Here is a 26,614-nt window from a genome sequence, read left to right as displayed (position 1 = left end):
CTGTCGTCCGTGGCGAGGCAACGGCCAACGTGCCAGAACACATCCGTCAAGACGTCACTCGTGTGGGCCGGTATCGCAAGGCGACGGCCCCGGACCGGAACTCGTGGCGATCCACGAGCTCGAGCTGGATGCGCTCGCGCAGACCGGCGAGCAGCGTCGGCCCGTGTCCGGCAAGGACCGGCTGCACCAGGAACGCATACTCGTCGATCAGTCCCAGATCCGCCAACGCCAGGGGGAGCGTCACGCCACCCACGAACAGGCCCTCGCCTGGCTCCTGCTTGAGCCGCTGAACCGCTTGCCCGAGGTCGCCTCGCAGCAGCTCGGCATTCCAATCGACCCCGCTCAGCGTGCTGGACACGACGTACTTCTTCGTCCGGTCGATGGCATCGGCGAACGGGATCTGCCACCCGTCCATCCAGTCAGGCCACGTGCCCGTGGCCGGCTGTCGCCACGCCGACTCCATCATCTCGTAGGTCACCCGCCCGAATATCAGGGCATCGGCTCGTTCCATCTCCGCGGTCCAGTAGCGCATCGACTCCTCGTCGGGCGGGAGCCCTGCCTCGTGATGGCAGCAGCCGTCGAGGGTGACGTTGATCGAGTATCGAAGTGGTCTCATCGCGTTGCTCCCTTGATGCCCTCATGGACCGTCGCGAAGAACGCCCCACACTCGATCGGCCGTCACAGACTCTGGAAGGCTGGTGAGCCGCCACGTGGCGCCAGCAGCGGCATACGCGGCCGGGTCCTGGTCGGGCGTCAACGAAATCACCACATCGCATGGGCCGTCGGCAACCGCGCTCTGGCGGCGTAGCTCAGCGAGCTGGGCGGCAGCTTCGGCGACTTGATCTGGGCTCTCGACACCGATCGGGAAGTAGCCCTGATAGCGAGCTGCACGGCGCAGCGGCTTGACCTTGCCCCGGTAACCGCCGACCCAGATCGGAACTCCGGGGCGTTGCACCGGTCGGGGCAAGAATCGCATCCCGTCGACGGTGTAATGGCGGCCGCGATGCCGCACCTCCTCACCCGACCAGGCCGCTTCCAGAATCTGCAGCGACTCGTCGAGCTTCTCCGCCCGCGTCCTGTCGTCTACATCCTCACCTGTGATCGAGTACTCGTGCCCGAACTCGTCACTGCCGATGCCAACCCCAAGCGTCAGCCGTCCCCCACTGAGAATGTCCAACGATGCTGTCTCGCGCGCCACCTTGACCGGCCGCCGGCGGGCCAACGGCGTCACCAGCGGCCCAATCCGGATTCGCGACGTCGCAGCGGCCATCGCCGACAATGCAATCCACGGGTCAACCGCGGCTTGTACAGGCTCCCGCAAGCGGATGTGATCCCACAAGAACACACCATCCCAACCGGCGTCCTCGGCCGCTACAGCGATCCGGACGAGGAGGCGTGGGTCAGAAAGTTCGTCAAAGATGGGCAGAAACAATGCCGAACGCATTTCCACGCTTGCCCTCCGCACACCTCAGATGAACAGTGGTGAACCCTTCGCCAGTCGGCGAACCTGCGCTGATGCTCGATGGCGCCCATGAGATAGCGCTCCAGCGAAGAGACGTCCGTCCAATTCTGGCACAGCAGCGGCGGCACTCGGATCACCGAGGATCTGGTGAAAGAGGCAGTCCGTCTGCTGAACCACACGCCACGCGCGCGTCCCCCCACGTTGCTGCTGCGCCGCCGGTCATCGAAGCTCGTCCGGGAGGGCAAGGGCAGTGGCTTCCTCCATGGTGAGGCTCCGGCCCTCCTCGTATGCCGCTGCGAGGGCGGGATCCTCGGCGAGCGTCTCGGGGTGGAAGCCGGCCAGGTCCCGGTTGAGCTTGGCCAGCCCGGAGCCGGACGTGCTCTCCATATGACCCACGAACCCGGCCAAGCGCATCGCCCGGGCCACGTCGCCTTCGCGCCACGCGAGGGTGCCCAGGGCATCGAGGACGAGCGCGTGACCGGACGTGTCGTCGGCCTGGGCGAAGAGGCGATGTGCGGCCACCAGGTGCCGCTGTGCCGCCGGCCGGTCGCGGGTCATGACGCCGACCATGTACTGCGACCACGCGGTCATGAAGAGGTCGCCGCTGCCGTCGAGCACGGCCAATGCCTCCCGGGCGCGCACGAGACCTTCGTCGACCCGGCCGTTGAAGTAGTAGGTGGTCGCCAACCCCCACAGAGCCCGTCCGACTCCATCATGGTCGCCCACACGCCGGTACAGGGCTATCGCCTCCTCGGACGCCTCGACGGCTTGGGGCAGTCCTCCCGCGGTCTGCCCGACGGGAAAGGTCAGGTTGTAGAGCGCGTTGGCGATGACGGCGTCGTCCCCGGTCTCCCTGGCGAGCTCGAGCGCCTCGGTGTACCACACGAGTGAGGCAGCGTTGTCGCCTTGCCAGTAGGCGATTCCGGCGGCCGCCTCGGCCGCGGCGCGTCGGTTCTCATGCGCCTGGGTGTCTACGGGCAGCGCCATCACTCGCTCGGCATACCGTCGTGCTTCAGCGAGGAACCCCCGTGCCTGCCAGTATCTCCACGTGCCGGCGAACACACGCGACGCCAGCGCTGACCGGCCGGTCGCCAGCACCCAGCCGAGCGCCGCGCGGATGTTGTCGTGCTCTACCTCGAAACGGTCGAGCACCGCGCGGCGCTCGGGGCCGTGCACCGTACGGGCCATCTGCTCGACAAGCGAGGCGACCCAGTTGGCGTGGCGCTCACCGACCAGGTCGCCCTCTCCACGCTCGACGAGCCGTTGGTACGCAAACTCCCGAATCGTCTCGAGCATGCCGTACCGCGGCTCGTCCGACCCATCGGCCTGGAAACGGATCAGGCTCTTGTCCAGCATTGACTCGACACCGTCCAGCGCACCGCCCGGCATATCGGGGTCACACACGACCTTCTCGACGGCCGCCAGCTCAGCTCCGCCGGCGAAGACGGCGAATCGCGCGAAGAAGCGCCTGTCGTCCTCGTCGAGTAGGTCGAAGCTCCAGGCGATGGCCCCACGCAGGGTCCGCTGCCGCTCGGGTAGGTCCAGGGCGCCGCCGGAAAGGAAGGTGAGCCGGTCGCCCAGCTTCTGCCTGATGGCGTCGGGGCTCAGGAGGCGGATCCTCGCTGCGGCCAGCTCGATCGCGAGCGGGAGCCCGTCGAGTCGGGCGCAGATCTCCGCGACCGCGGCGGCGTTTCCTGGTGTGAGTTCGAACTCAGGCCGAACACCCTGGGCGCGCTCGACGAACAGGGCAACGGCGTCGTAGCCGACGAGCACGTCGAGCGACGGCAGGTGCCGGGGGTCGGGGAGGTCCAGCGGTGGGACGTGGAACTCGCGCTCCCCGTAGACCTGCAGCGCGATCCGGCTCGTGACCAGCACGGAGACGTGTGGCGCCGCGGCCAGCAGGTCCGCCACCGCCGGGCCGGCGTCGACGACCTGTTCGAAGTTGTCGAGCACCAGTAGAACGCGGCGCGTCGCGAGGTAGTCGGCCAGCCGGTTCGACGAGTCGGCACCGGGCTGCGCGAGGCCCAGCGCCTGCGTGAGCGTGGGCAGCACCAGGGCGGCCTCGGTGACCGCAGCGAGGGGCACGAGGTGCACCCCGTCGGGGTACCGGTGCGCGACCGCGGCCGCGGCCTGGAGAGCCAGGCGGGTCTTCCCTGTGCCGCCAGGCCCCAACAAGGTGAGCAGCCGGGTCCGGGCCAGTAGCTGCTGCACCTGCGCAAGCTCCTCGCCGCGGCCGAGAAAGGTGGTGAGCTGGCTGGGCAGGTTGTTGACAACGGCGTTCAGCGTCTTCAGCGGAGGGAAGTCGGTGCGCAGTCCCGAGATTGCGAGCCCGAAGATGCGCTCGGGGAGCGAGAGGTCCTTGAGTCGGTGCTCGCCGAGATCTACCGCAGCGACGCCCGCCGGCCACGAACCGGAGCCGTCGAGCAGCGAGACGGTGGTGGCCGAGGCAAGCACCTGGCCGCCGTGCCCCGCGCCGGCGATTCGGGCCGCACGGTGCACGTCGATCCCGACGTAGGATCCGCCGCTGAGCTGGCCCTCCCCGGTGTGCAGGCCCATCCGAACCCGGATCTCGCCACCATCTGGCCACTGCTCGTCGGCCAGACCGTGCTGGGCCTGGACGGCCGCGGCGACAGCGTCACGCGGGCTGCGGAAGACCACGAAGAAGGAGTCGCCCTCCGTGCTGATCTCGATGCCGGCGTGCTCCGCCCAGGATGCGCGAGCGATCTCCCGATGCCGCTCCAGAAGCGGGGGCCACGCCGCCCCGAGCTGCTGGGTCAGCCGGGTCGACCCCTCGATGTCGGTGAACAGGAAGGTGACGGTTCCGCTCGGCGGCTCGTGCACAACCACGGCGCCAGTCTCCTCATGTTTCGGGGGTGCGGCCACTGCATGCAGCACGACGGCGGCAGGGTGCCGAATCCCGCACGCCCGACCAGCCGCTCGCACCGGTACGCCCGCGCGAACGCGTCGCGGCGGATGGGCCGGGGCGTCGGCTCAATCGTCGTCGGACGCGACCAGGCCTCCGCTGTGAACGGGTCGGATCTCGACCCCGCCGCCTTGACGCACCACGGGGTTGCTCGCGGCCGACGCAATGGCCGACTCCAGATCGGGAGCTTCGAGAAAGTACACGCCCGCGACGAGGTCAGGCCCCTCGATGAACGGGCCCTCGGTCACCCCGTTTGACCTGACGCTCCTGGCCATGGATCGCGGAGTGAACGCCCAGGCTGCCGTCATGGCGGCTGAGGATGCCAGCTCGTCGGCGTGGGCGTCGCACGTAGCGATGTCCTCAGACGTCTGTGCGCTCTGGCCGGGCTCGTGAGCGGAGTCGGCGGCATAGATGAGAGCAGCAAACAGAGCCATGAACTCGCCTCCCGGGGCGCTTGGTATCTCACTGTGGCCGAAGTCTGATCGCGCACGATACCTCGCCCTCGATCACCCCTGCGAGGTGAGTCCCCCTCCCATCGGCCGCTCCGGTAGGGCCCGCGTGCCCGGCCACCGGCGGATAGAGGCACATCGAAACCGCTTCAGTGGCGGGCCTTTCCACATACGGTGTGCGCGTGGAACTGGATCCGGCCGGGAAAGCGCATCCGCGCCAACCACCCAAAACTCGGCGGGTTCATCCTGGCGGTTGCCAACGAGCAGCGGTCCACCAAGGCCTGGGACCGCGGTGCGCATGGCGAGGAGAAGCTCGGCCGGCAGCTGAACCAGCTCGCCTCGCATACGCTCCGGCTGCTATGCGACCGGCGGATCCCCGGTAGCAGAGCGAACATCGACTGGCCCACGCACTACCGGCCGCCTGACAAAAGGGTCGAGGCAAAACCTGAGGCGTTTACCTGCATACTGGCGCAGGCTGCGTCCGTCCGGGAGGAGCCGGTCTCCAGAACTGACCTGGCGCTCATGCCCCGACGGCGAGTCCTTGCAGCCAGGCCTGCCAGGCCGGCTCCTCGCGCCGCACGTAGTCACCGGCGTCGGCCGAGAACAGGTACGCCCGTACGCCTGCCGTCGCTGTGCCGTGGCCGTCACCCCACGCGTAGACGTTGAGAATCCCGGACACCGGCGCAGTGAGCCGGACCAGCGTCTGTCGCTCGCCGACACGCTCGACCGTGCCGCTGGCGCCGAGCACCTCTACCGTCGCGCGCTCCTCGCTCAGCCCGAGCTCGTCGCGCATGGTCGACCAGAGCGCTTCGGCATCGCCAGGGTGGTTGGCGGTGGCTTCGAAGTGCGTGGCCTCCTGGCCGGGGAAGTGCGTCAGGTAGAGACGCAGGTTGTCGAAGAACGGCATCCAACCGGGACCCATCTCGTCCCAGAACTCGGACTCCCAGGCCGCGCCGGTCCCGAAGCCGCTGCTGGTGACGCGCACGATGCAGGTGCCCCCGGACTGCGCCTCGACGAGGAACTCGGACGTCAGCGGGCTGAGCGCGTCCGGGTCCTTGCCCAGGAGAGCGGCCCAGTCCTCCTCGTAGACGAGGCGGCGCGGGGGTTCCCAGCCGGTGACCTGGCCGTCCGATCCCATCTCGGGGCCCATGGTGAAGTGCAGGGAGCCGCCCTCGCGCTCCTCCATCTCGGTCGGCGCGAACCAGGCGCTCATGCCTTTGGCGGTGGCGATGGCCTGCCATACCTGTTCCGGGGTACCCGGTACCTCGACGCTGAACTCGAGGCGGTACGGGATGTTCAGGGTGGTGCTCATGTGATCTCCTCGGGAAGGGGGTGGGCGGCGACGAGGAGCCGGTGCAGGCGCCCGTCGTCGTGGTGGTAGCGAGCGGCGAGGTCGAGCACCGCCGCGGTCAGGTCGTCCGCGAAGGCCGCCCGATCGGCGGCCGACCGGAAGCCGATCTGCGTGTCGATGGTCAGCGTCGGCAGACGCTTGCCGGAGGCGCCGGCCCGGCGCGCGAGGGCGCCGACCTCGCGCACCACGCGGCCGGCCAGCGCGACGAGGTAGCTCGCCGACAGATGGTCGGCGTTGGCATCGGGGTCGGCCGCAGAGGCGGTGACCGCCGCCGGCGACACGATGTATGACATCGCCGACGCTTGAAGCACCCGCTCGGTGAGGCCCCCGTGTCGACGCTCCTCGGACAGCTGCACGAGGCCGTGCGCCTCGAGGGCCTTGAGGTGGTAGTTGATGTTCTGGCGCGCGATGCCGACCCGGGCGGCCAGCCCGGCGGCGGAGGCCGGGACGGCCAGCTCGGCGAGCAGCCGGGCCCGGACCGGGTCCAGGGCGGCGGCGGCCGCTTCCGCACTCTCGATGACCTCGACGTCCTGCATGACCCCAAGGTGACATTGACAAGAAAATTTGTCAAGGCCCCTGAACCGAAGCGGCTGGGAACCAAAGGCCCTGTCGCTCAGGGTCTTCGGCGCACGGCTGGGGACACAGGTCCGCGGCAACGCGTACGACGTTGCGTCGTTCCCCGAGGCGCCGACCGTGCTCGACACCTTCGGCGACACCGCGGACGCCGGCGATGCCCGGTTCCAACACGGGCATCCCGCCCAGACGTGGATGCGCGGCATCCTCGGCGCAGCGGCATAGCCGCCTACGCGGAAGGACGCACCAACCCGGGTCGCGGCCGATCCGGTGGAACCACACACCCAGGCTGCTCGCGGTTTTCCCACGGCGTGGCCACGGTCCCTCAGCCGTCGTCGTTCGGGCCCGTTTCTACAGCGTCCCGCGTTGCTAGCATCGTGGCCGATGGACATTGCCGAGCGGGTCGAGGCTTACCTCGCCAGTCAACCCGAGCCCAAGCAGACCGATCTCCGGCAGCTGCACGCACAGCTGCTCGCGGAGTTTCCTGGCTGCAGGCTGTGGTTCAACGACGGCACCAACGAGGACGGCAAGGTCGTGGCCAATCCCAACATTGGCTACGGCGCATACACCATCACCTACGCGGATGGGTCGTCGCGAGAGTTCTATCGCATCGGCCTGAGCGCCAACACGACAGGCATCTCGGTCTACGTGCTGGGACTCGAGGACAAGACGTACCTGGCACGAACCTACGGGGCCTCGATCGGTCGGGCCAGCGTCACGGGCTACTGCATCAAGTTCAAACGCCTCTCAGTCATCAACGCCGACGCCCTTCTGGCGGCCATCCGTCACGGCATGACCCTCAATCAGACAGGGACAGCGCCGGCGAGCTCCAGTTGATGACCCCTGAGTGGCGTCAGCATGACTGCGGCATCCGCACTCCTGATGCGACATGGGCGTGAGTGACCGTCTCGACGCGGGAGCCGAGGTCGCGCGAGGCCGCGCCGTGGAATCCTGCCTGGAGCGATCACGTCGCTGTTGGGCCGGCCGTCGGCGCCACGCTGGCAGCCTGTCGCGCCCGACGAGGCGGGCTCCGCGAGCCCGCCCCCGCCTGGGGGCGGGCTTCGTCGTTCTCGGTCCGCTTCCGTGCGATCCCGCCCGTCGCGCGCCCGCGCCACCACTTGAGGGCCGCGGCGCCCGAGTGGGTGGTCACGGGCCGGCATACCCCTCCACTTGGGGGCCGCGGCGCCCGAGTGGGTGGTCACGGGCCGGCATACCCCTCCATTTGGGGGCCGCGGCGCCCGAGATGCCCCACCACCGCTGGGCAGGCGTGCCGGCATTCACCCTCATGGACCGCGGAGTGAACGGCCCAGGCCGCCGTCAGCGCGGCCGAGGACCCCAGCCCGCATGCAGGGCAGGCGGCGACATGACCCACCGTGTGGAGGAGCAGGTTCGCGCCAGGTGACGGTGGCGGGCACAGTCCGCGTGGTCGCCACCGCAGCATGGCCCAACGTGTGGCAGTCTGCGAGGGTGAGTGTTCCTCGCCGCGACGTGGATCCTGATGGGCTGCTCGAGTACTCGGTAGTTTTTACCGACAGATCCTTGAACCACATGTCCAAGCGGTTTGTCGGGGTGATGCAGGACATTGTCGACGTCCTGGGCTCGACCTACAGTGCCGAGACGGTCGCGGTGGTCCCGGGTGGCGGCACATACGCCATGGAGGCGGTCGCTCGGCAACTGGCGACGGGGCGGCGATGCCTCGTCGTGCGCAACGGTCTGTTCTCATACCGCTGGTCGCAGATCCTCGAGGTCGGGTCGGTGACAAGTGAGACGACCGTCTGCCGGGCCCATCCAGTCTCCGATGAGCGTCTTGCTCCGTGGGCGCCGCCGCCGGTCGCTGAGGTGGTCGAGGCGATCGAGCGGACTCGTGCTGAGGTCGTCTTCGCGGCACATGTGGAGACGGCGGCAGGCATGGTCCTGCCGGATGACTACATCCGCGCCATCGCCGCGTCGACGCATGCAGCGGGTGGGCTCTTTGTCCTGGACTGCATCGCGTCAGGGGCGCTGTGGGTGGACATGACCGAGCTCGGTGTCGACGTCTTGCTCAGCGCGCCGCAGAAGGGATGGAGTGGCTCACCATGCGCGGGTTACGTGATGCTCGGTGAGGCCGGCCGGGCGCAGGTCATGTCGACGACCTCGACCAGCTTCAGCGTTGACCTGCAGAAATGGTTGACGATCAGCGAGGCCTATCTTCAGGGGCAGACGCCGTACCACGCGACGATGCCGACGGACACACTCGCGCACGACGCCGCACTGATGCTCGAGACCCGCGCCACCGGGCTCGACAACCTGCGCCGGGCTCAGGTCTCCCTCGGCACACGGGTCCGTAAGCTGCTCTCGCAGCTCGGATATCCCTCGGTCGCGGCCGAGGGTTTCGCCGCTCCCAGCGTCGTAGTGGCTTTCACGGACGATCCTGAGATCCGCAGCGGCGCGAGGTTCAAGCAACGCGGCATCCAGGTAGCTGCCGGCGTACCGCTGATGTGTGGCGAAGGGGACGACTTCTCCACCTTCCGTGTGGGGCTCTTCGGCCTGGACAAGCTCACTGACGTGGACGGCACGGTCGAGCGGCTCGAGGCACACCTAGGAGACTGACATCACGTTGGTCGCCCGTGGACCAACGTCGCACCTGAAACGTTCGAGTCACGCGTCGACAAGAAGGTCGAACTAAAGCTTTGGGCGATCGCAACGCCCGCTAGCGTCGAGCGCTATCCCGGCGACCCTTAACCCTCCGTCTGCGCTTTGAGGTCGTACTTGAAATGGAGCCCAACATCGAGAGAGCCATCCGCTTTCTGGGGCTTGTACTCGAGGTCGACCCTCGCGAACGTGAGCACGACGCCCTCTACCGGGTCATCCCCCTCTGCATCAGCGCTCGTGGAAACTCTCGTGATAACGACGTCAGTCATCTTGATGACGAGGTACTCTTGCTGGCCCTGGCCCGCCTTGCGGACCGTGATCGTCGCGTCCCTCATGTGCTCACCCGTGGCGCATGCCTTCATCAGGAGGGGCGAGGCCTTGTCAACGTGATGCGTGAAGCTGAAATCGTCGAATCTCGCCTTGCCTGACCCACCGCCTCCTCCTTGCCCCGCGGTGCCCGACTGGGACACGCCCCACGACCACGACAGAAGGTCGATCTCGTCCTTGTGTTTGGCATCGCGCGACTCACCCTTGATCGCGCCAAGGCGGGCGAACATCGACATGGCCACAACACGCTCCTATCCGTGGGCAGCGTTGGCGACCTACCCCAAGGTCGTCCTGTCGGTCGACTGTGTCAATCTCGGTCAGTTCACGGATCCGAGGACCGATGGCGGCCAAGGCGACGGCCGCACGGCCGCCTCGATGGGTGCAGTGTCCCGTCACGGGCTCGTTTCCCGGCGGTTTTCCACCGATGCTGCCGGCCCGCTGGGCACGGCTTGTGGCCGGGGATTGGCTTACTCAGCCCTGTCTGAGGCCGAGGGTGTTGCCGTCGGGGTCGGTGAACCAAGCGCCGCGGGCCTGGCCGAGCTGGGCGATGTGGCCGGTGGTGACCAGCGGTCCTTCGGTGTAGTCCTGGAAGCGAACGCCCTTGGCTTCCAGATCACTGACGGCCTTCTCGATGTCATCGACCTCGAAGTGGGCAAGGGTGTGCGCTGTGTCGAGCCCGGGCCGCTTGAAGAGCGAGAGCTCGCTGTGCTCGCCCACCCGATACCTGACCGAGGCGGGGTTCTCCCAGAGCGAGGCCAGTCCCAGGGTCTTCCCGTAGAAGTCCTTGGCCTGCTCCAGGTCGGTCACCGGGATCGTCGCGACAACCATCGTTGCGGTGAGCATCATCGTCCTCCTCGGGCGTTGTCATAGAAGTGCGCCGTTTTTACTTGGCATGCCAAGTAAACACGGCACATGCTTGGCATGTCAAGTAATTTGGTTACACTGCTCGCATGGCAGCAGGCGACGTCGAGCGGTGGATGCCGGCCTGGCTGACTCTGACCCGGACGCATGCCCGCTTGTGGGACCAGGTCGAGGCACAGATGCGCCACAACACCGGCCTGACGATGCCGCGCTACGACGTACTGATGCAGCTCGAGAACGCAGGCGGTCGACTGCGACTGACCGACCTGGCAGAGGCCGTCGTCCTCTCCCCGTCCGGGCTTTCCAAGCTCCTGGACCGCATGTCCGAGTCCGGACTTGTCAATCGCGAGCAAGACCCCGACGACGCACGATCAACACTCGCGACCATCACACCCAGCGGGCGTGCCATCGTCAGGCAGGCGCGTGAGGGTCACCACGTCTTCCTGCAGCACACCTTCGGCGACGCTCTCGACACTCGAGACCTGCTCAACCTCACAAGGATCATGACCAGGATCGACAAACGGTCCCGGCCCTTGTGAACCCGCCCCTGGGGTGGTCGACGGCCCGGCAAAGGACGTGCTCGCGGGCCTGCCAGCCAGGCTCGCGGGCCTGCCAGCCAGCCTCGCGCGCTGCCGACCCGGCAGCCTCTGAGCTCTGGGAGACGCGCAACCAACGGTCAAGGCACAAGCCGTATGCCACTGAGCCGGCTCAGCGGCATACGCACCTCAGTCTGGCGCCGGCGGTACTCGACCCCGGTTCGACTTGAGGTCCCCGCGACGCCGCTTCGCCTCGAGGCGGCGGGTCTGGGATCCTCGCGTCGGGCGGGTCGGGCGACGCGCAGGGCCTGCGGGGGCGAGGGCGTCGACGAGCAGATCGCGCAAGCGCTGCCGGACCGCGGCGCGGTTTCGGTTCTGCGACCGGTGCTCCGAGCCGACGAGGCGTAGACGCCCTGCGACGAGACGGTCGGAGAGGCGCTCCATCAGCCGGTCGCGCTGCGCCGCGGTGAAAGCCACGCTCGCCCCGGGGTCGAAGACCAGCTCGACGCGGCTGTCGGTCGTGTTGACGCCTTGCCCGCCGGGGCCGCTCGCCCGGCTGAAGCGCTCGATGAGCTCAACGGCCGGTATGACGATCTCGCCGAGGCCCGCGCCGCGGAGCACGAGGTCCTTGCCGGGTTCGGTCACCTGCCCATTCTCGCCCGCTCACGTCGCAATACCGGACGGCGGCCCGGGACACTCGCCGGCGAGGGTTCAGCCGATGATGTGGGTCCGGATCCGGCCCAGCGCACGGGCGATGGTGCGCAGCTCTTCGTCGGTCAGGCCGGTGGCGAACTGCTTCTCGATCTGTTCCAGGTAGTCCGGCGCCGCCTTCTCGAACCGGCGGCGCCCTTGGGTCGTGATCGTCGCGAAGGAGGAGCGGGCGTCATCGGGGTTGCGCATGCGGCTGACCAGTCCAGCCCCGACAAGCTCGTCGACGATGCGGCTGATGCGGGTGCGGCTGAGGACCGCCCGGTCGGCGAGCTCCGACATCCGCAGTCGGCCGTCGTCGGCCGCCGCGAGCTCGAGCAGCACGTCGTACCACGCGAGGGGCAGGCCGGTGTTGGCGCGGAGGGTGCGGTCGAGGGAGGGCACAAGGTCCGCGTGCGTGCGCAGCAGGGCTCCCCATGCGTTCGCGGCGAGGTGCCGGCGCGACGGTCTGGACATGTCGCGAGCATACCGGTTGATTACGTGCGGGCGCACGTATATAGTTACGTGCGCACGCACATAAATATTCGTGAAAGGCTGTGTCATGACCCGACTGCTGCACATCTCCGCCTCACCACGTGCGGAGGGGTCTGAGTCACTAGCTCTCGCGGCGGCATACCTCGCCGAGCTCTGCGAGCGCCCGGACGTCGAGGTCGAGCACTGGGACCTCTGGGACGGCACCCTGCCCGACTTCGGGCCCGACTCCACGGACGCCAAGATGGCGGTGTTCGCCGGCGAGGAGCCGACCGGCGCGCAGGGCCAGGCCTGGGACCGCGCGCGCCGCGCGTTCGAGCGGTTCGACGCCGCTGACGCCTACCTGTTCTCCGTCCCGATGTGGAACGGGTCCGTGCCGTACATCCTCAAACAGCTCATCGACGTCGTGAGCCAGCCTGGGATGGTCTTCGGGTTCGACCCGGTGGACGGTTACTCGGGTCTCCTCGCCGGCAAGAAGGCGGTTCTCCTGCTCACCAGTGCGGTCTACGGGCCGGAGCGGTCGAGTGCGTTCGGCCTCGACTTCCAGCGCCCGTACCTCGAGTGGTGGCTCGACTGGGCCGGCGTCGAGGACATCACGACGATCGAGCTCCGCCCCAACCTCGCGACCGACCGCCCTGACGAGCTCCGGGCCGCAGCCCTCGAGCAGGCCCGCCTGGCAGCCGGCAAGCTCTGAGCCGGCGGTTCCCGGCCGTGACACCCGATGGAGGTATCCCGCTGGGCGAGCGTTGGCCCGGACGCTCGCCCAAGCGGCATACCTGGGCTTGCTCACCGGCAGGTGGTGACGCGATAGTGCCCGTGGCCGAAGTCAGGAACCCTGCGACACGGCCTCCTCGATCGTGAGGCCGGCGCCAGCGGCATACGCCCGCTGCCAGAGCTCGCCGTCAGTGGCGGCCTCGAGCGGCGCGATGAAGCGGTCGAGGAGCACCTGGTCCGGTGCGGTACGCGAGATCCCGGTGACCTCCCGCTGGTGGTCGGCGACACCCAGCATGGTCGCGGTTCTTGCTGCGTCCCCGAACGCCGCCCAGATGCTCGCGGCGATCTCGACGACGCTGATGGACAGCTCGACGTCCCCGAGGGCTATGGCTGCCGGAGCCACCTCGACGAACTCCCGGTATGCCGGCTCCGGGCCTTCGGCATGGAGCAACGCAGTCACGAGGTTGCATCGGTCGATCCCGACGCCCCACGGGTCGTCCAGCGCCAGGTCCGCAACAAGAGCCCGGCGGGCCGCGTCCACCGCGGCCGGGTAGTCCCCGGTGTCCATGTAGCCGTGGACCAGGTTGCTCAGGGCGGTGGCCTCACGGGACCGGTCGCCCGCCTGTCGCGCCAGCTCGAGGCTGCGCTCGATGAGCGCTCTGGAGCCCTCGGGATCCCCGCTCTCTCTGCGTGCGATCCCGAGGCTGTTGGACTCGCGGGCCTCCAGGCTCACATCGCCCAGGCGGTGGGCGATGGCGAGCGCCCGCTCCAGGGCCTGAGTGCCGGTGGTGACGTCGTTCTGCTGGAGCGCGAGGATCCCGTGACCGTGAAGCGCGTCCACGACGCCCACGGAGTCGCCGTGGTTCCCGCTGTCCAGCACCGAGAGCGCACGCTGGTGCCAGCCACGCCCTTCCTGGACGTATCCGAACCGGTACCAGTAGCTGTTCATCGGTCCGAGGAGTGCAAGACCGGCGGTGATCCGCTCGTCGTCGGACTGCGCTGCCCGATCGAAGGACCAGTCCATCGAGGCCCGTACGTCCTCCATGACGGCCTCCATCCGATCCAGTGCAGTCATCTGTCGCGGACCGTGCAGGATCCCTTCGATCTGCGTCGTCACTCGGAGGCACCAACGAGCATGCTCGAGCCGCACGTCGTCAGTCTCCCCGTGCTCCTCCATGCGTTCGCGAGAGAACCGTCGGATGGTCTCCAGCATGTGGATCAGGGGCTCGCCGTCGTGTCCCTCGGCGATCTCCAGCAGGCTCACGTCGACGAGCTGGGTCACGACGTCCAGGGCGTCCCGCCCCTGCGCGACGACCTCGTCGACCGCGTCCAGCCCAACCGGACCGGAGAAGACGCCGAACCGTCGGAAGGCGCGTCTGTCCTGCTCCGGAAGCATGTCGTAGCTCCACGCGATCGTCGCCCTGAGCGTCCGCTGCCGCTCCGGTCGGCCCAGTGGGTCCGAGCCGACCCGGTGTTCTTCGCCGTCCGCGAGGTCGGCGCGGTCCGTGCGGGCCTGACCCTCTTGCCCGTCCCGACTGTCCTGACCGTCCTGGCGCTGCGGGGAGGCCACCGTCTCACCCAGCCAGCTGTCGATGCGCGCGAGCAGGGCGCGGGGGGCAAGCAGCCGGCAGCGCGCGGCAGCGAGCTCGATCGCGAGCGGCAGCCCGTCCAGGCGTCGGCACAGGGCCACGACGTCCCCGGCATTGTCGGCCGTGAGCGAGAAGCCCGGCCTGACCAGTGCGGCACGTTGCACGAACAGCTTGACCGCCGGGACCGCCTCGATGTCAGCAAGGTTCGCGTCGTCGCCGGGTGACGCGGGCACCGTCAGCGGGGACAGCGGATAGAGCTGCTCCTCGACCAGGTGCAGTGGTCGGCGCGATGTGGCCAGCACACTGACGCCGGACGCGGCCCACAGCAGCTGGCTCACGACCCGGTCGGCGTCCGGGATCTGCTCGAGGTTGTCCAGCACCAGCAAGGCCGCGCGGTCACGGAGGAACTCGCAGGCGCGGTCGCTCGGCTGCTGTTGCGAGTCCCCGGGAGCGCCAACGGCTTCGGCTATCGCCGCCCACATGAGGACCGCCCGGTTCGCCGTGTGGAGTGGGACGAAGAAGACACCGTGGGGGAAATGGTCCTGAAGCGCACGCGCGACCGTCACGGCGAGCCGGGTCTTGCCCGTGCCCCCTGGACCCGTGAGGGTGACGAGCCGAGCGCCTCGGTGCTCGATCGCCGCGAGGACGGCGTGCAGGTCATCGGCCCGGCCGACCAGCTCGCTGGAGTATGCCGGGAGGTTGGCTGCCATGCCCAGGCTGCGGAGGAGCGGGTGGTCGCCTCCGAGTCCCTGCGCCGTGACTTCGTAGAGGTGCTGCGGGGCGGGTATGTCCTTGAGCCGGTGCCAGCCCAGGTCGCGCACGGTGACGCCGGGCACCGCGTCACCCACGAGTGCGTGGGTCGGGTCCGAGATCACGATCTGCCCGCCGTTCGCGGCGGCCGAGATCCGGGCAGCCAGATGGACGTCGATCCCGATGTACTCGTCCTCGTACTGCTGAGGCTCGCCGGTGTGCAGCCCGATCCGGACTCGCAAGGGCGTCCTCTTGGGCCATTCGTGCTCGGCGAGCCCGCGTTGCGCGTCAACGGCAGCGCGCAGGCCGTTGGAGGCGGACGTGAACACCACGAAGAAACTGTCCCCTTCGGTGCCGATCTCGATCCCGTCGAGCCTCTCGAAGACCTCCCGGAGGATGGCCCGGTGCGCCGAAAGGGCTTCTCCCCAGAGGGGCCCAAGACCATTGAGCATCGAGGTGGACCCCTCGATGTCGCTGAAGAGCAACGTCAGGGTGCCCACGGGCAGCGACGGCATACGACACAGTGTCGCCGCCAGAGGCGAGCCCGTCACGGGATCGCATGATCTGGGCGAACCGCCCGCCGCTTCGGTCCCGAAGCCGTCAGGGTCCTGCCAGAAATACCGCCGTTCTCGTGCGGCCGATGATCGGCCCATCTATGGTGCCCGGAAGAACAACGGTGCGGGGCGTGGGCACGAACTCGGACGAACCGACCCGAATCCACCTCGGCGACAGGCGTTTTCGGCTTCCACCCCAAGCACCTGGGTCACCCACACCCAGCCTGCGCGCTCGCGGCCCTCGCGCACAGCACGTCCACCGGAAGGCAGCACACGGACATGAGTGGTTTTGACTGGTTCGCACCCAGGTCTTCCATCACCCGATGGACGTCTCCCGGCCGTCGCGCCGCAGCGGTCTTGGTCGTCCCGGCGGCCTTCGCCGGCGTGCTCCTCGCTGGTAACCCGGCGTCGGCAGCGACCGCGACGACCGACGGCATCTGTATGGGAGTGGTGAACCAGGTCGCGCACCGCGGCGCCGTGCAGGAGAACCTCCTCAAGGCAGCGGCGAGGAAGAACGCGGACCTCATCGCGTCGCTGACGGCCCAGCGCACCGCCCTCCAGACGCAGGGTTCGGACCTTCAGACGCAGATCGACCGGATCGACCAGCAGATCGCCGACCTCGAGAAGCGCGGGGGCCAGCTCGAGGCGAGTATCAAGACCCGCCACGACACCCTGGCTTCGCTCACGGACCAGCAGGCCGGCCTTGCCGTCCAGGTTTCCGAGCTGAAGAAGGCTCTGGCCGCGCTTCACGCACAGCTGACCGAGGTCGAGGCCCAAGTGGACGAGCTGACCGCCCAGCTCGACGAGCTCAACGCCGAGCCCACCGCCGGGGAGGGTGCGATCCTCGACCTGCAGGCCGAAGTCGCCGCCGCCCTGACTCAGCGGAACCAGCTCAGGGCCGCGGTCTCGGCGAAGGAGGCCCAGCTGGCCACGCTGGAGGGCCAGCTGCTGTCGCTCGACGCCCAGGTCGCCGACGTGGAGGGGATGATTCGCGACCTCGAGGCGCAGCTCAAGGCGAACAACGACGCGATCGTGACGTTGACCGCCACTGTGCAAGGCCTTCAGGAGGACCTAGCGAGCATCCAAGACCAGGTCAGGACCCTCGACGGCATCATCGCTCTGGGTGGCTGCGCCGCCGGCTAGTGCTTCATCGCCGGAAGTGGCCACGGCTGGCGGGCAGGGCGAGCAGCCCGGCGCAGGCGGCCGTCATGGCGAGGAAGACGAGCGCGGGGGACTCGCCGTACACGACGAGCTTGACGAGGCTGAATGCTGTCTGCGCGGCCAGCAGCCCGAGCGCAACGGCCAGGACCCGCGGGGTGCCCCGGCCGAAGCGCAACGCGATGACGATGCACATGCTGGCCATGATCGGCGCCCAGACCGCGACGACGTAGTCCTTGCCCGACATCGGAATCGTGAGCGAGAAGGCGATCGTTGCGACGAGCTGGAACGCCCCGAGCGGGACGAGCAGCAGCAGCTGGGCGGCGCGGACGGAACGCGGCATACGGGACCGGATGGTGGTGGTCGGCTCGGCGCTCGCGGTGGTGGTCATGGTGTCTGCTCCTTGGTGCGTGGGATGTGGATGCACCACATCGTGCGGAGTCCCAGGGGGCTGACTCATCGATCCACAGGCCGAACTTCCACCGCGGCGTGGGATGGGTGCCGGTCAGCCCACGGGCTGATGACACCGCCGAGCCGCGTCGCCTAGCGTGTTCGGCGTGTCACCTGGGCGCAGCGTCGTGCGGCTCCTGACGACAGACGAAGTCGTCGCCGCGCTGCTGTGTGTCATCGCCCTGGCACAGGTACTCGTGCTGCTTCCCATTGCGCCGTGGCCCATCGGGGTGCTCGTCGCGGTCGGCTCCACTGCACCAATCGCGTGGCGGCGCAGTCATCCCGCGGCTGCTGCGTTGGTCGGCTCGGCCGTGTGGTTGATCCCGACCGACGGCTTCCTCCTGGTCGGATATCTCGCCGCCGTGCTGCTGTTCTACTCGGTGACCGCCTATGTGGCGGACCAGTTCCTTGCCGCCGCAACCGTGCTCATCGGGTGTGTCTTCGCCATCGTGGCGTCCGCTGAGCAGGGCGTCGGCGTCGGTGAGTATGCCGGCGCCCTCCTCGCCGTGCTCGCCCCCGCCGGGGTGGGGCTGGTGATGCGTCGCCAACGCCAGCAGACGCGGAGACTGGAGGAGCTGACCGAGTACCTGGAGCAGGAGCGCGAACGTCGAGAGCGGGCGGCGGTCGCCGACGAGCGTGCTCGAATAGCGCGCGAGCTGCACGACCTGGTGGCGCACGCAGTCAGCGTCATTGCGCTGCAAGCCGATGCGGCGGAGGCCGCTCTGGAGCGTGACACGGAGTTCGCGTCACGAGCCATCGCCGTGATCCGAAGCACTGCGACCGAGGCGCTGGGGGAGATGCGCCGTCTGGTCGGGGTCCTGCGGGCCGAGAACGACGATGCGGACTACGGACCACTGCCGAGACTGGCAGAGCTGCCCGCCCTCGTGGACCGCGCCCGCGGCAACGGCCAGGACGTCCAGCTGTCCGTCGATGGCACCCCGGTCGTGCTGCCGTCCAGCCTCGACCTCTCCGCCTTCCGCATCGTCCAGGAGGCCCTGACCAACGCCACCAAGCATGCCCCCGGCGCGCCGGTGTCGATCGCCCTCTCCTGGCAGCCCGGTTCCCTGCGCATCGAGGTGCATGACCTCGGCCCCGGAGCTCGTGGCACACCGTCTCCCGACGCGCACGGCCTCGTCGGTATGCGCGAGCGCGTGCGTATCCACGGCGGCGACCTGCACGCCGGCAACGGCACGGATGGTGGGTTCACGATCCGGGCGCTGCTGCCGATCGAGGCGGCATGACCACCGTCCTCATCGCCGACGACCAGGACCTCGTGCGGTCCGGCCTTCGCTTCGTTCTCGAGGCCGCCGGCGTCGAGGTCGTGGGTGAGGCCGCGGACGGGGCCGAGGCGGTCACGCTCGCAGAACGCCTGCGCCCCGAGGTCGTCCTCATGGACATCCGCATGCCCGGCACCGACGGCATCGCCGCGACCCGCAGCATCGTCGACGCCGGACTCGACACCCGCGTCCTCGTGCTGACCACCTTCGACCTGGACGAGCACGTATTCGCCGCGCTCCAGGCGGGCGCCAGCGGCTTCCTCCTCAAGGACGTCGGACGTCAGCAGCTGGTCGAAGCAGTCCACGTCATTGCCGCGGGCGATGCGCTGTACGCGCCGACCGTGCTGCGACGCCTCGTCACGCACTACGTCAGCAGCCCGCCCGGGCGGCCACCGTCGCCTGCGCTCGACGAGCTGACCCCACGCGAACGCGAGATCTTGCAGATGATCGGTCGCGGACTGTCCAACGCCGACATCGCTGCAGAGCTGGTCATCTCCATGGCCACGGTCAAGACGCACGTGCGGCACCTGCTTCAGAAGCTTGCGGTCCGCGACCGGGCCCAGGCGGTCGTCCTCGCCTACGAGACGGGCCTGGTGGCACCCGGGGCGCCCTCGAGCCTCGGCTAGATCGGCAGGTCCGAATTGAGCGGACTGTATTCGCGCGTTCGCGATTCCGTCTGGAGCAGCTGTTCGAGGAGCAACAGCGTCTGCTCGTCTTCAGCGCTCATGCGCGTGCCGAAGGGTCCCCGGCCGTCGCGAACGCTCGTCCAAGCTCGAGCAACATCGACGGGACCGATCGGCGTCCTGCGAGCTAGCCCAATCGAGCAGCCCGACCACGGGGTTTGAGCCCTCGCTGGATCCCGACCAGGGGTCGAGCCCGTTGCGCCCTTAACAATTCATGGGTTTGTTGAAGTCCGCGATCACGTCGAGGCCTTCAATGCAAAACTTCCAGGCAAGTCGCCGAAGTGTCGCCTTGGCTCCAGGGCAAAGAGTTGTCTGACTTCGATGGTCAATTCCTCGGTCAGTCGCATGAGAGCCTTCTTGAGTCCCTGATCGTCTTCGCGCTCGCTCAACTCGATGAAGGTGTTGCACGCCCGTGCCATGCTTCGAAGATGGGGCAGAGCGCGGGAGCGCGGCATCAATGAGATACGCGCTTCTCGAATCAATGTGCGGGCATGGAAGATCGAGTCCACCACTCGACTTGGCTCTCCATCGGCCCAGACCCAGTCGTCATTCACCAGAAATGCTCGCTTCGCCGCAAGGTCCAAGATGAGGTTATTGATCGCCGCCTCTTCTCGCAGCCGGGCGTCGCGTCGCCGCGTCAACCGTTCCGCCAGTAGCGCAACGGCGGCCCCGAGAAACGTGCTGAAGGCAATCGCAAAGAACTCCATGACCGCATGATCGCTTGTTTGTCGCCCAGCGGGACAAGTTCCGCAAAGATGGGTGCCTAACGTCGATACGCGGGTCGGCCCGCGCCCCAACCCCAGCCCTTTCCAGACTCCGCTCGCCGTGCACGGACGGTGCACCGGTCCCTCCTCTCTGATGTCGCACTCTCGCAACGTCCCGTTCGGCCTACGTAGCGCGTGCCCCAACCTGCGCCTTGATGCATCCTCAGACCGCGTCCCGAAGATCCGACCCCGCGCGGCCAGCCCTAGCCAACGCGTGCAGGGTGAGTCAAAGTCGGAACGCGGTGGGGGCATCGTTGTCGATGATCCCTCGGGTGGCAGTGCTTCGGCGATCTCCGGACGAGACTGCACACGCCGCTCGGCAGGATGGTCAGCTCAGCGGCGGTGACGCACCGATGACGTCACACGGACCGACTGTCACGGCGTCGCTGCCGGCGCCGGCCCGCGACTAGTCTCGCGGTGTGTCCGAGTTCAGCTGGCGACCGGCCAACGACGCGACGAGCGAGGACCTGGAGGCCGTGTTCGAGTCGGGCGGCGCCCGCAGGTGCCGCTGCCAGGCGCTCAAGGTCCCGGGCTGGATCTGGCGCGACACGACCCAGCAGGAGCGCGACGCCGCGCTCCTGGAGCAGGCTGGCTGCGGCACGAGCGGCCCCACCTCCGGTCTCGTTGGGTACGTCGACGGCGAGCCGGCCGGCTGGGTCGCGGTCGAGCCCCGGGAGAACTACCCGAGGATCTGGGTCCGGCAGAAGCCGTGGATGCGGATGGACCCAGACCTCGAGGGCGTCTGGTCGGTCACCTGCTTCGTCGTGCGCACGGGCTTCCGTCGACAGGGGCTGATGTACGAGCTCGCCGCCGCCACCGTCGAGTACGGCAGACAGGTGGGCGCCCGCGTCCTGGAGGGCTACCCCACCGAGCCGCCGCCGGGGAAGACCGTGATCTGGGACGAGGCGTCGGTCGGGCTGCTCCAGGTCTTCCTCGACGTCGGATACGAGGTCAAGGCATCGCCCACCCTGCGCCGGCGAGTGGTGCGACACCGACTCGACGCGTCGTCCTGACGGCCGGTTGCGCTCACCTCGGCCGGCTCATGAGCTCGGTACGCGCGGCCAGCCGTTGCCGGGGCCGACCCCTTACCGTCTGGTGGACTCCATCACCCAGTTTGGTAACCAGGTCGAGCCACCATCCCGCGAGAAGGCCTGCTCCCATCGGGCCGTGGTGTCAGTGATGTCGGTCCAGAGGAACCGGACGCGCACCGGGACGCCATCCCATGCTTCGTCGTTCACGAACTCCCCGCGACCATTGACGAAACGACCGGTCACGGGTGTGGTGATGACTGGTGCCGATCGGCTGATCCAGTAGAGCGACCACAGGCTGGTAGCGGGGTCGTAGAGCCGGACGGTCAGCCCGGCCCATCCCTTCGTGGGAAAGGTGATCTCGTCGATGTTCGCGGCTCCGTCAAAGTGTCGGGCGGCCACGCTCACCGCTGGGAACTCCTCCCACGGGCTCGCCCCATCGAGGTAGTCGACGCGCCGACGATTGGCGATATCCCACGTGCCCACGTAGAAGTCGAAGTCACCCATGGCGCCACCGTATGCCGCAGCGCCGACACGGGCAGGGCGCGCGGTCATCGACATGGTCGAGCTGACTTCGGCGTGCCGCTTCGTTTCGGTACGGGTGCCAGCAGGGAGTCGGGTCAGATGTCAACGGCGGATGAGCCAGATAGACGCAGTAGGAGCGCGGCAGCGACGTACCGCATGCGTCCGATGGGCGTGCGGGGGTCGTAGCCGAGGTCGCGGGCCAGCGCCTCGTGCCTGGCTTGAACGGTGGAGTGATGCATCCCCAGTTTCGCCGCCGCAGATCGGATGCTGTCGGCCTCGACGAGAGCACGTAGAACCTTGGCCTGGAAGGCATCGAGGCCAGCCAGTTTCGCGACGTCCGGGTGGGGGACCTCGGGGTCGTAGGCGCGTGCGAGAACCAGCATGGCCCCTAGGTCGGTCGCATCGACGATCTGGTCGGCCGCGTCCGTGAGGCGATAGGCGATCACGGCTGATTCCCAGGACTCCGGCGCATGGTCCGCCCGCGTCCAGACTCCGAGGCCAGCCCGCCCCGTGGGTGAGAGCCTCCCGGACGCGTCGACCGTCGCGCGCAGCATCCCGTACCTCGAGGGGACGACGGTCGATGGCTCCCCCGGAGCAGGTTGGGCGACGCTCGTCGCGACCAGGCGCAACCGGGCACTGCCACCGATGCGCAGGCCGGCGAGTGCCTCCTTACGCTCGGTGGGCCCCCGGTCGGCATCGATGACGATGTCGAGGCCGCGGGCCGGACCGCGGCGCGTCTCGAGGAGCTCCACCGCCAAGGCAAGCCGCTCGACGACCATCTCGTCGTTGGCATGGAGCGGCCCGTCGCGCTCGAGCCACACCCGGGCGCCCCCGACGACGCGCTCGGGCGCCCGCTTCACGTCACCGTCGGCGTCAAGGCGGCGCCCGGTTGCATCGCATCTGCTGACTCGGCCACGCCGCTCCGCCCCGGCGACCACCCCCGAGAGCACTGCCGCCGCGCGCAGGAGCCCGTCAAGACCCACGCCCGAGGCGACGAGCGCGTCGAAGTACGCGACGACCTTGAGCGTCTCGCTCGCCTCCGGATCGAGAGCCGTGAGCCTTCCTACGAGTTCCTGCATCGGTGCTCCAGCTGTTGTCGTGACGAGAGTATCGCCGCGACGAGGCTCAGGAGCCCAGCATGCGCGAAGCCCAGTTATTCCGTGCAGCGACGGACGCTTGGGCGACCGCGGTGTGTGGGGCGAGCATGTCGAAGCCGTGGAATCCGCCAGCAAACACGTGCAGCTCGGCCTGCACGCCGGCGCCCCAGAGTGCCGTCGCGTACGCCACGTCCTCGTCGCGGAACACCTCCGCCGAGCCACAGTCGATGAACGCGGGCGGCAGCCCCGAAAGGTCTGTCGCGCGAGCCGGAGCGGCATACATCGACACATCCGCGGTCCCGCGACGCTCTCCGAGCAGCGCGTCCCAGCCGACCCGGTTGTGGTCGCGGGTCCACGTCCCGACGTCGTACTGGACAGTCGAGATGCTCGTGTCGCGGTCATCGAGCATGGGGCAGATCAGCATCTGGCCGATGAGCGTCGGGCCGTTGCGGTCTCGCGCTAGGAGTGCGGTCCCGGCGGCCAGGCCGCCGCCCGCGCTCGCCCCCGCGATCATGATGCGGTCCCGGTCGATGCCCAGCTCGTCGGCGTGGTCGACGGCCCAGACCAGGCCCGCGTAGCAGTCCTCCACCGGGTAGGGGTCGGGGAACTCGGGGGCGAGTCGGTACTCGGCCGTCACAAGGACCGCGTCGTGCTCGACGACCCAGGGAAGCATCGTCAGCGGACCGAGCAGCCGATCGCCGGTGATCATGCCTCCGCCGTGGATGTGGTAGATCCCCGGTCCAGTCCCGGCGTGGTCGGCGCGGGCAAGCACGGAAAGGAGCATGTCGGCTCCCTCGTAGCCCGGGACCGTGAAGTCCCGGCGCGTCACTCCGGCATCACTGAGCTTGTCGGGGGTGAGCTCTATCGGATTGACAGGCAGTGATCGGAACTGCGGGATCGTCTCCAGCGTGAGCTGCGGGAGCTGGTCGCCGACGACAGCGAGGATCGCGTCCAGCTCCGGGTCGAACGGGGGGCGGGGGACCGTGGTGGTAGGCATCTGAGCTCCTTGCGTGGCAATGTAACTAGCCACCACGATGCTGGTCGCGCGAGGGGCGAAGGAACCGCCGTTCGCGGCAGATTCTCGATCGCGAGCCCGCCATTTGGCGGGTCTGGCCGGTCTGATCTCACTCGCTTCGAGGACACCGCGTCCACCACCAGTGCCGCCGAGCCGTGCGATAGGCGGCGGCTAGACGCACCTCGGTGCAGGGTGGCCGACAAGTCGGACATGATCCAATCAGACGCCTCTGAGGTTTGCTTGTGAGGGCGGGTTCGCGCGGAGCCGCTATCCCTGGATCCACGTGTAGTGGTGTTCGGGTCGGCCGGCAGACCCGTAGGAGAGCCGTATGGTCACGCGGCCGGCGCGGGCGAAGTCGGACAGGTATCGCTGGGCGGTAACACGCGAGACCCCGACCTGCTGCGCAATCTCGGTGGCCGTGAGGGGCCCTGCCGAGGCGATGAGGGCGTCGCGGACAAGGGCGGCCGTCGTCTCCGATCCACCGCGGCGGGTCGGGACCTCTGCACCGGCTCCCCCGCGCATACGGATGATCGCCCGGTCGATGTCGGCCTGCTCGACCGCGCGGGTCCCACCGAGACTCGCTCGCGTGCGTGCGTATGCCGTGACCCGGTCGGTGAGTACGTCGAGATCGAAGGGTTTGAGGATGTAGTTGACTGCGCCGGCGGCCAGTGCGCGTCGCACGGTTGCTGTGTCGTTCGCGGCCGTGACCAGGATGGCGGGCGCGCCGAGCCGGCCGAGCAGGGACGAGCCCGGCGCGTCGGGGAGGTACTCGTCGAGGATGATGAGGTCGGCGTGGCGGCTCGCGGCGAGGCGCAGAGCCTCCGCCGCGGTCCGGGCCTGGCCGACGACCTCACAGTCGGGAAGGGCGTCTATGGCGTCCGCGTGAAGACGAGCGACCCGGAAGTCGTCGTCGACGACCAGCACTCTCAGTCTGGTCATCGGGAGGCTCCGGGATCGGGCTCGATGACGTCTTCGAGCCGCGCAGTGAATGCCGCACCGTGGCCGTCCGAGCCTGCGTCCGTCAGGACAACGTCGCCGCCGTGTCGACGGGCGGTGCGCTGGGCGAGCGACAGCCCGAGCCCATGCTTGGGTCGGGCATCCGCGTCGAGCAGGCGCGTGGTGAAGCCTGGGTGGAAGATCGCTTCCCGCTGCTCGGGCGCCACCCCCGGGCCCGAGTCGACGACGTGCACCACGAGCGCGAGTCCGTCGGACAGCAGGGTCACCTCGACCCAGCTCTCGTCGTCAAGGTCCTTCGGACCGACCGGTTGTTGAGCGGCGCGGATGGCGTTGTCCACGAGGTTCGCGACGACCGTCACGCTGTCCAGCGGGTGTTGCAGGTGGCCCTCGACCCACGTCGTGTCGCTGACGCGAAGACGAACGCCTGCTTCGGATGCGACAGCGGCTTTCGCGGTCAGAAGGCCGGCGAGGAACGGATCGCTGATGAGCTCACCCCAGGTCGTCGTGGAGTGCAGCTCGAGGAGGTAGTCCCGTGCCTCGACGACGTGCCCGAGGTGAAGCATGCCGGCCACAGTGTGGATGCGGTTCGTGTACTCGTGCGCCTGTGCGCGCAGCGCGTCCGTGAGCGCGCGTGTCGCCTCCAGCTCGCGAGCCAGGTCGTCGAGGTCGGACTGGTCACGCAGGACGAGCACCGAGCCCAGGTCCCGACCGTCACGAACAACGGGCAGCCGGGTGGCCACCACCGTGTCGTCCCCGAGAGCGACGAGCTCTCCGCGCGGCGCGTCGGCGCGGGTCAGCAGGTCGAGCACCTGAGGGGGCAGGCCAGCCTCATCTGCCGGGACGCCGATCGTAGGTGCCCGGCCGAGCAGCCGTCGAGCAACGTCGTTGGACGCCGTCACCGCGCCGTCAGGGTCGAGCGCCACGACGCCGTCCCGCACACCTGAGAGCAGGGCCTGCTGGCCGCGAAGCAGGTCGGCCATCTCGGCGGGCTCGAGCCCGTGCGTCGTGCGCCTCAGCCGTCGGGCAAGTGCGTACGCCCCCGCGACCCCGATCAGCAGCACCGCCAGGCCGGCCAGGACCAGACCGCGTGTGAGCGCCCATACGCTGTCATTTACGCGACTCATGCCCAGGCCGACACTGACCACTCCGACTACGCGACCGGTGCTGTCACGCAGGGGAACCCGGCCCCGCGCGGCCGATCCGTCGGCCTCGTCCTCGACCGCCATCACCTCGTCACCAGCAAGCACGGGACCTAGGTCCGCCCGGGCTCGGCCTCCCACCAGCCGCGTGTCCGGGTGGCTGTACCGTGTGCCGCTCGCGTCGAGCACGATGACGGACTGGGCGTTGGTGCCGATGCGGACGCGCTCCGCCTCGGCCTGAACCGGACCGTCGGGTGATGCCGGGGCCGACTGAAGCCATCCCACATAACGGGTGTCGAGCGCGACGGCACGCGCGATGGTCAGCGCCCGGATCTCGAACTGGCGCTGCACGATGCCACGGACGATGTAAGCAGCCACGAATACCGACAGAAGGAGTGTCGCAGCCACGAGCCCGGTCACGAGAAGGATCACCTGGTCGCGCAGCCGCAGCGCGGGACGGGACACCCGGAACGTCGCCGTCCGGTGTCCATCACGGCCGGTCACGGGGGTGGGCTGCACAGGCGCACCCTAACCCCATCACGCCGGGCCCAGCAGGGCACCGATCCCGCGTGCTTTATGAACTCAATGTCGCGAACCTTCGCAATCTTGTTCGCGCTCCAGC

The 26,614-nt window shown here is 68.6% G+C and carries 27 protein-coding genes; 9 read left to right on the top strand and 18 right to left on the bottom strand.

What is annotated here, in order from left to right; translation table 11 throughout:
- Positions 1-46: 46 nt before the first annotated feature.
- The 6 genes from ACWEOW_RS02140 to ACWEOW_RS02115 form a co-directional block, all read right to left on the bottom strand.
- Positions 47-616 (bottom strand): dihydrofolate reductase family protein, encoded by a 570-nt coding sequence (locus ACWEOW_RS02140; RefSeq protein WP_452267495.1) that lies wholly within the window; start codon positions 614-616, stop codon positions 47-49.
- 21 nt (positions 617-637) lie between these two features.
- On the bottom strand, positions 638-1,444 hold the full coding sequence (locus tag ACWEOW_RS02135) for an LLM class flavin-dependent oxidoreductase (protein ID WP_452267607.1): 807 nt from the start codon (positions 1,442-1,444) through the stop codon (positions 638-640).
- Positions 1,445-1,681: 237 nt separating this feature from the next.
- Positions 1,682-4,309: an adenylate/guanylate cyclase domain-containing protein gene (locus ACWEOW_RS02130; RefSeq protein WP_452267494.1), complete on the bottom strand. Its 2,628-nt coding sequence runs from the start codon at positions 4,307-4,309 to the stop codon at positions 1,682-1,684.
- Between the two features lie 144 nt (positions 4,310-4,453).
- Positions 4,454-4,819, bottom strand: a complete 366-nt coding sequence (locus ACWEOW_RS02125; RefSeq protein ID WP_452267493.1) for a YciI family protein — start codon at positions 4,817-4,819, stop codon at positions 4,454-4,456.
- Positions 4,820-5,354: 535 nt separating this feature from the next.
- The gene (locus tag ACWEOW_RS02120) at positions 5,355-6,146 is read right to left on the bottom strand and encodes an SRPBCC family protein (protein WP_452267492.1); all 792 of its coding nucleotides are present in this window, start codon (positions 6,144-6,146) and stop codon (positions 5,355-5,357) included.
- Positions 6,143-6,721, bottom strand: coding sequence for an ArsR/SmtB family transcription factor (locus tag ACWEOW_RS02115; RefSeq protein WP_452267491.1), 579 nt, complete (start codon positions 6,719-6,721; stop codon positions 6,143-6,145). Before ACWEOW_RS02115 ends, ACWEOW_RS02120 begins: the two co-directional genes overlap by 4 nt.
- 28 nt (positions 6,722-6,749) lie before the next feature.
- On the opposite strand from ACWEOW_RS02115, the gene ACWEOW_RS02110 reads away from it, so the two are divergent.
- The 3 genes from ACWEOW_RS02110 (at position 6,750) to ACWEOW_RS02100 (ending at position 9,347) form a co-directional block, all read left to right on the top strand.
- A complete protein-coding gene (locus ACWEOW_RS02110; RefSeq protein WP_452267490.1) occupies positions 6,750-6,983 on the top strand; it encodes a hypothetical protein in 234 nt (77 codons plus the stop codon).
- Positions 6,984-7,142: 159 nt separating this feature from the next.
- Positions 7,143-7,595 carry a DUF1801 domain-containing protein gene (locus tag ACWEOW_RS02105; protein ID WP_452267489.1) on the top strand — a complete coding sequence of 151 codons (453 nt, stop codon included), beginning with the start codon at positions 7,143-7,145 and terminating at the stop codon, positions 7,593-7,595.
- A gap of 585 nt (positions 7,596-8,180) precedes the next feature.
- Positions 8,181-9,347 carry an aminotransferase class V-fold PLP-dependent enzyme gene (locus ACWEOW_RS02100; RefSeq protein ID WP_452267488.1) on the top strand — a complete coding sequence of 389 codons (1,167 nt, stop codon included), beginning with the start codon at positions 8,181-8,183 and terminating at the stop codon, positions 9,345-9,347.
- A gap of 128 nt (positions 9,348-9,475) precedes the next feature.
- Here the strand turns inward: ACWEOW_RS02100 and ACWEOW_RS02095 are convergent, their stop codons facing one another.
- Together ACWEOW_RS02095 and ACWEOW_RS02090 are read right to left on the bottom strand one after the other, a co-directional pair.
- Positions 9,476-9,952 carry an Hcp family type VI secretion system effector gene (locus tag ACWEOW_RS02095; protein WP_452267487.1) on the bottom strand — a complete coding sequence of 159 codons (477 nt, stop codon included), beginning with the start codon at positions 9,950-9,952 and terminating at the stop codon, positions 9,476-9,478.
- Between the two features lie 235 nt (positions 9,953-10,187).
- Positions 10,188-10,562 carry a VOC family protein gene (locus tag ACWEOW_RS02090; protein ID WP_452267486.1) on the bottom strand — a complete coding sequence of 125 codons (375 nt, stop codon included), beginning with the start codon at positions 10,560-10,562 and terminating at the stop codon, positions 10,188-10,190.
- 104 nt (positions 10,563-10,666) lie between these two features.
- Here ACWEOW_RS02090 and ACWEOW_RS02085 point away from each other — a divergent pair, with 104 nt between their 5' ends.
- The gene (locus ACWEOW_RS02085; protein ID WP_452267485.1) at positions 10,667-11,116 is read left to right on the top strand and encodes a MarR family winged helix-turn-helix transcriptional regulator; all 450 of its coding nucleotides are present in this window, start codon (positions 10,667-10,669) and stop codon (positions 11,114-11,116) included.
- 186 nt (positions 11,117-11,302) lie between these two features.
- On the opposite strand, the gene arfB is transcribed toward ACWEOW_RS02085, so the two are convergent.
- A complete protein-coding gene (arfB, locus tag ACWEOW_RS02080) occupies positions 11,303-11,758 on the bottom strand; it encodes an alternative ribosome rescue aminoacyl-tRNA hydrolase ArfB (protein ID WP_452267484.1) in 456 nt (151 codons plus the stop codon).
- Positions 11,759-11,824: 66 nt separating this feature from the next.
- Entirely contained in the window at positions 11,825-12,277 is a 453-nt protein-coding gene (locus ACWEOW_RS02075; protein WP_452267483.1) for a MarR family winged helix-turn-helix transcriptional regulator, read from the bottom strand.
- 85 nt (positions 12,278-12,362) lie between these two features.
- Between ACWEOW_RS02075 and ACWEOW_RS02070 the strand changes: the two genes are divergently transcribed.
- Positions 12,363-12,986: an FMN-dependent NADH-azoreductase gene (locus tag ACWEOW_RS02070; RefSeq protein WP_452267482.1), complete on the top strand. Its 624-nt coding sequence runs from the start codon at positions 12,363-12,365 to the stop codon at positions 12,984-12,986.
- A 132-nt stretch (positions 12,987-13,118) separates the two neighbouring features.
- On the opposite strand, the gene ACWEOW_RS02065 is transcribed toward ACWEOW_RS02070, so the two are convergent.
- On the bottom strand, positions 13,119-15,860 hold the full coding sequence (locus ACWEOW_RS02065; RefSeq protein WP_452267481.1) for an ATP-binding protein: 2,742 nt from the start codon (positions 15,858-15,860) through the stop codon (positions 13,119-13,121).
- 318 nt (positions 15,861-16,178) lie between these two features.
- Here ACWEOW_RS02065 and ACWEOW_RS02060 point away from each other — a divergent pair, with 318 nt between their 5' ends.
- Positions 16,179-17,042 (top strand): hypothetical protein, encoded by an 864-nt coding sequence (locus tag ACWEOW_RS02060; RefSeq protein WP_452267480.1) that lies wholly within the window; start codon positions 16,179-16,181, stop codon positions 17,040-17,042.
- A gap of 4 nt (positions 17,043-17,046) precedes the next feature.
- On the opposite strand, the gene ACWEOW_RS02055 is transcribed toward ACWEOW_RS02060, so the two are convergent.
- Positions 17,047-17,448 (bottom strand): hypothetical protein, encoded by a 402-nt coding sequence (locus tag ACWEOW_RS02055; protein ID WP_452267479.1) that lies wholly within the window; start codon positions 17,446-17,448, stop codon positions 17,047-17,049.
- 166 nt (positions 17,449-17,614) lie between these two features.
- On the opposite strand from ACWEOW_RS02055, the gene ACWEOW_RS02050 reads away from it, so the two are divergent.
- Both ACWEOW_RS02050 and ACWEOW_RS02045 read left to right on the top strand, forming a co-directional pair.
- Positions 17,615-18,748, top strand: a complete 1,134-nt coding sequence (locus ACWEOW_RS02050) for a sensor histidine kinase (RefSeq protein ID WP_452267478.1) — start codon at positions 17,615-17,617, stop codon at positions 18,746-18,748.
- The gene (locus ACWEOW_RS02045; RefSeq protein ID WP_452267477.1) at positions 18,745-19,410 is read left to right on the top strand and encodes a response regulator; all 666 of its coding nucleotides are present in this window, start codon (positions 18,745-18,747) and stop codon (positions 19,408-19,410) included. The genes ACWEOW_RS02050 and ACWEOW_RS02045 overlap by 4 nt, the downstream gene beginning before the upstream one ends.
- A 293-nt stretch (positions 19,411-19,703) precedes the next feature.
- Here ACWEOW_RS02045 and ACWEOW_RS02040 read toward each other — a convergent pair whose 3' ends face one another.
- Entirely contained in the window at positions 19,704-20,174 is a 471-nt protein-coding gene (locus ACWEOW_RS02040; protein ID WP_452267476.1) for a hypothetical protein, read from the bottom strand.
- A 476-nt stretch (positions 20,175-20,650) separates the two neighbouring features.
- Between ACWEOW_RS02040 and ACWEOW_RS02035 the strand changes: the two genes are divergently transcribed.
- Positions 20,651-21,244: a GNAT family N-acetyltransferase gene (locus ACWEOW_RS02035; RefSeq protein ID WP_452267475.1), complete on the top strand. Its 594-nt coding sequence runs from the start codon at positions 20,651-20,653 to the stop codon at positions 21,242-21,244.
- 72 nt (positions 21,245-21,316) lie between these two features.
- Here the strand turns inward: ACWEOW_RS02035 and ACWEOW_RS02030 are convergent, their stop codons facing one another.
- The 5 genes from ACWEOW_RS02030 to ACWEOW_RS02010 all read right to left on the bottom strand — a co-directional run bounded on the left by ACWEOW_RS02030 (position 21,317) and on the right by ACWEOW_RS02010 (position 26,511).
- The gene (locus ACWEOW_RS02030; RefSeq protein WP_452267474.1) at positions 21,317-21,814 is read right to left on the bottom strand and encodes a hypothetical protein; all 498 of its coding nucleotides are present in this window, start codon (positions 21,812-21,814) and stop codon (positions 21,317-21,319) included.
- Positions 21,815-21,879: 65 nt separating this feature from the next.
- Positions 21,880-22,863: a hypothetical protein gene (locus ACWEOW_RS02025; RefSeq protein ID WP_452267473.1), complete on the bottom strand. Its 984-nt coding sequence runs from the start codon at positions 22,861-22,863 to the stop codon at positions 21,880-21,882.
- Between the two features lie 46 nt (positions 22,864-22,909).
- Complete coding sequence (locus ACWEOW_RS02020; protein WP_452267472.1) at positions 22,910-23,878, bottom strand: alpha/beta hydrolase; 969 nt, start codon at positions 23,876-23,878, stop codon at positions 22,910-22,912.
- Between the two features lie 285 nt (positions 23,879-24,163).
- Positions 24,164-24,835, bottom strand: coding sequence for a response regulator (locus tag ACWEOW_RS02015; protein ID WP_452267471.1), 672 nt, complete (start codon positions 24,833-24,835; stop codon positions 24,164-24,166).
- Positions 24,832-26,511: an ATP-binding protein gene (locus ACWEOW_RS02010; RefSeq protein WP_452267470.1), complete on the bottom strand. Its 1,680-nt coding sequence runs from the start codon at positions 26,509-26,511 to the stop codon at positions 24,832-24,834. The genes ACWEOW_RS02015 and ACWEOW_RS02010 overlap by 4 nt, the downstream gene beginning before the upstream one ends.
- Positions 26,512-26,614: the final 103 nt, after the last annotated feature.

This window comes from Monashia sp. NPDC004114 (genome assembly GCF_053603855.1).
This window is presented reverse-complemented; position numbering and strand designations above follow the sequence as displayed.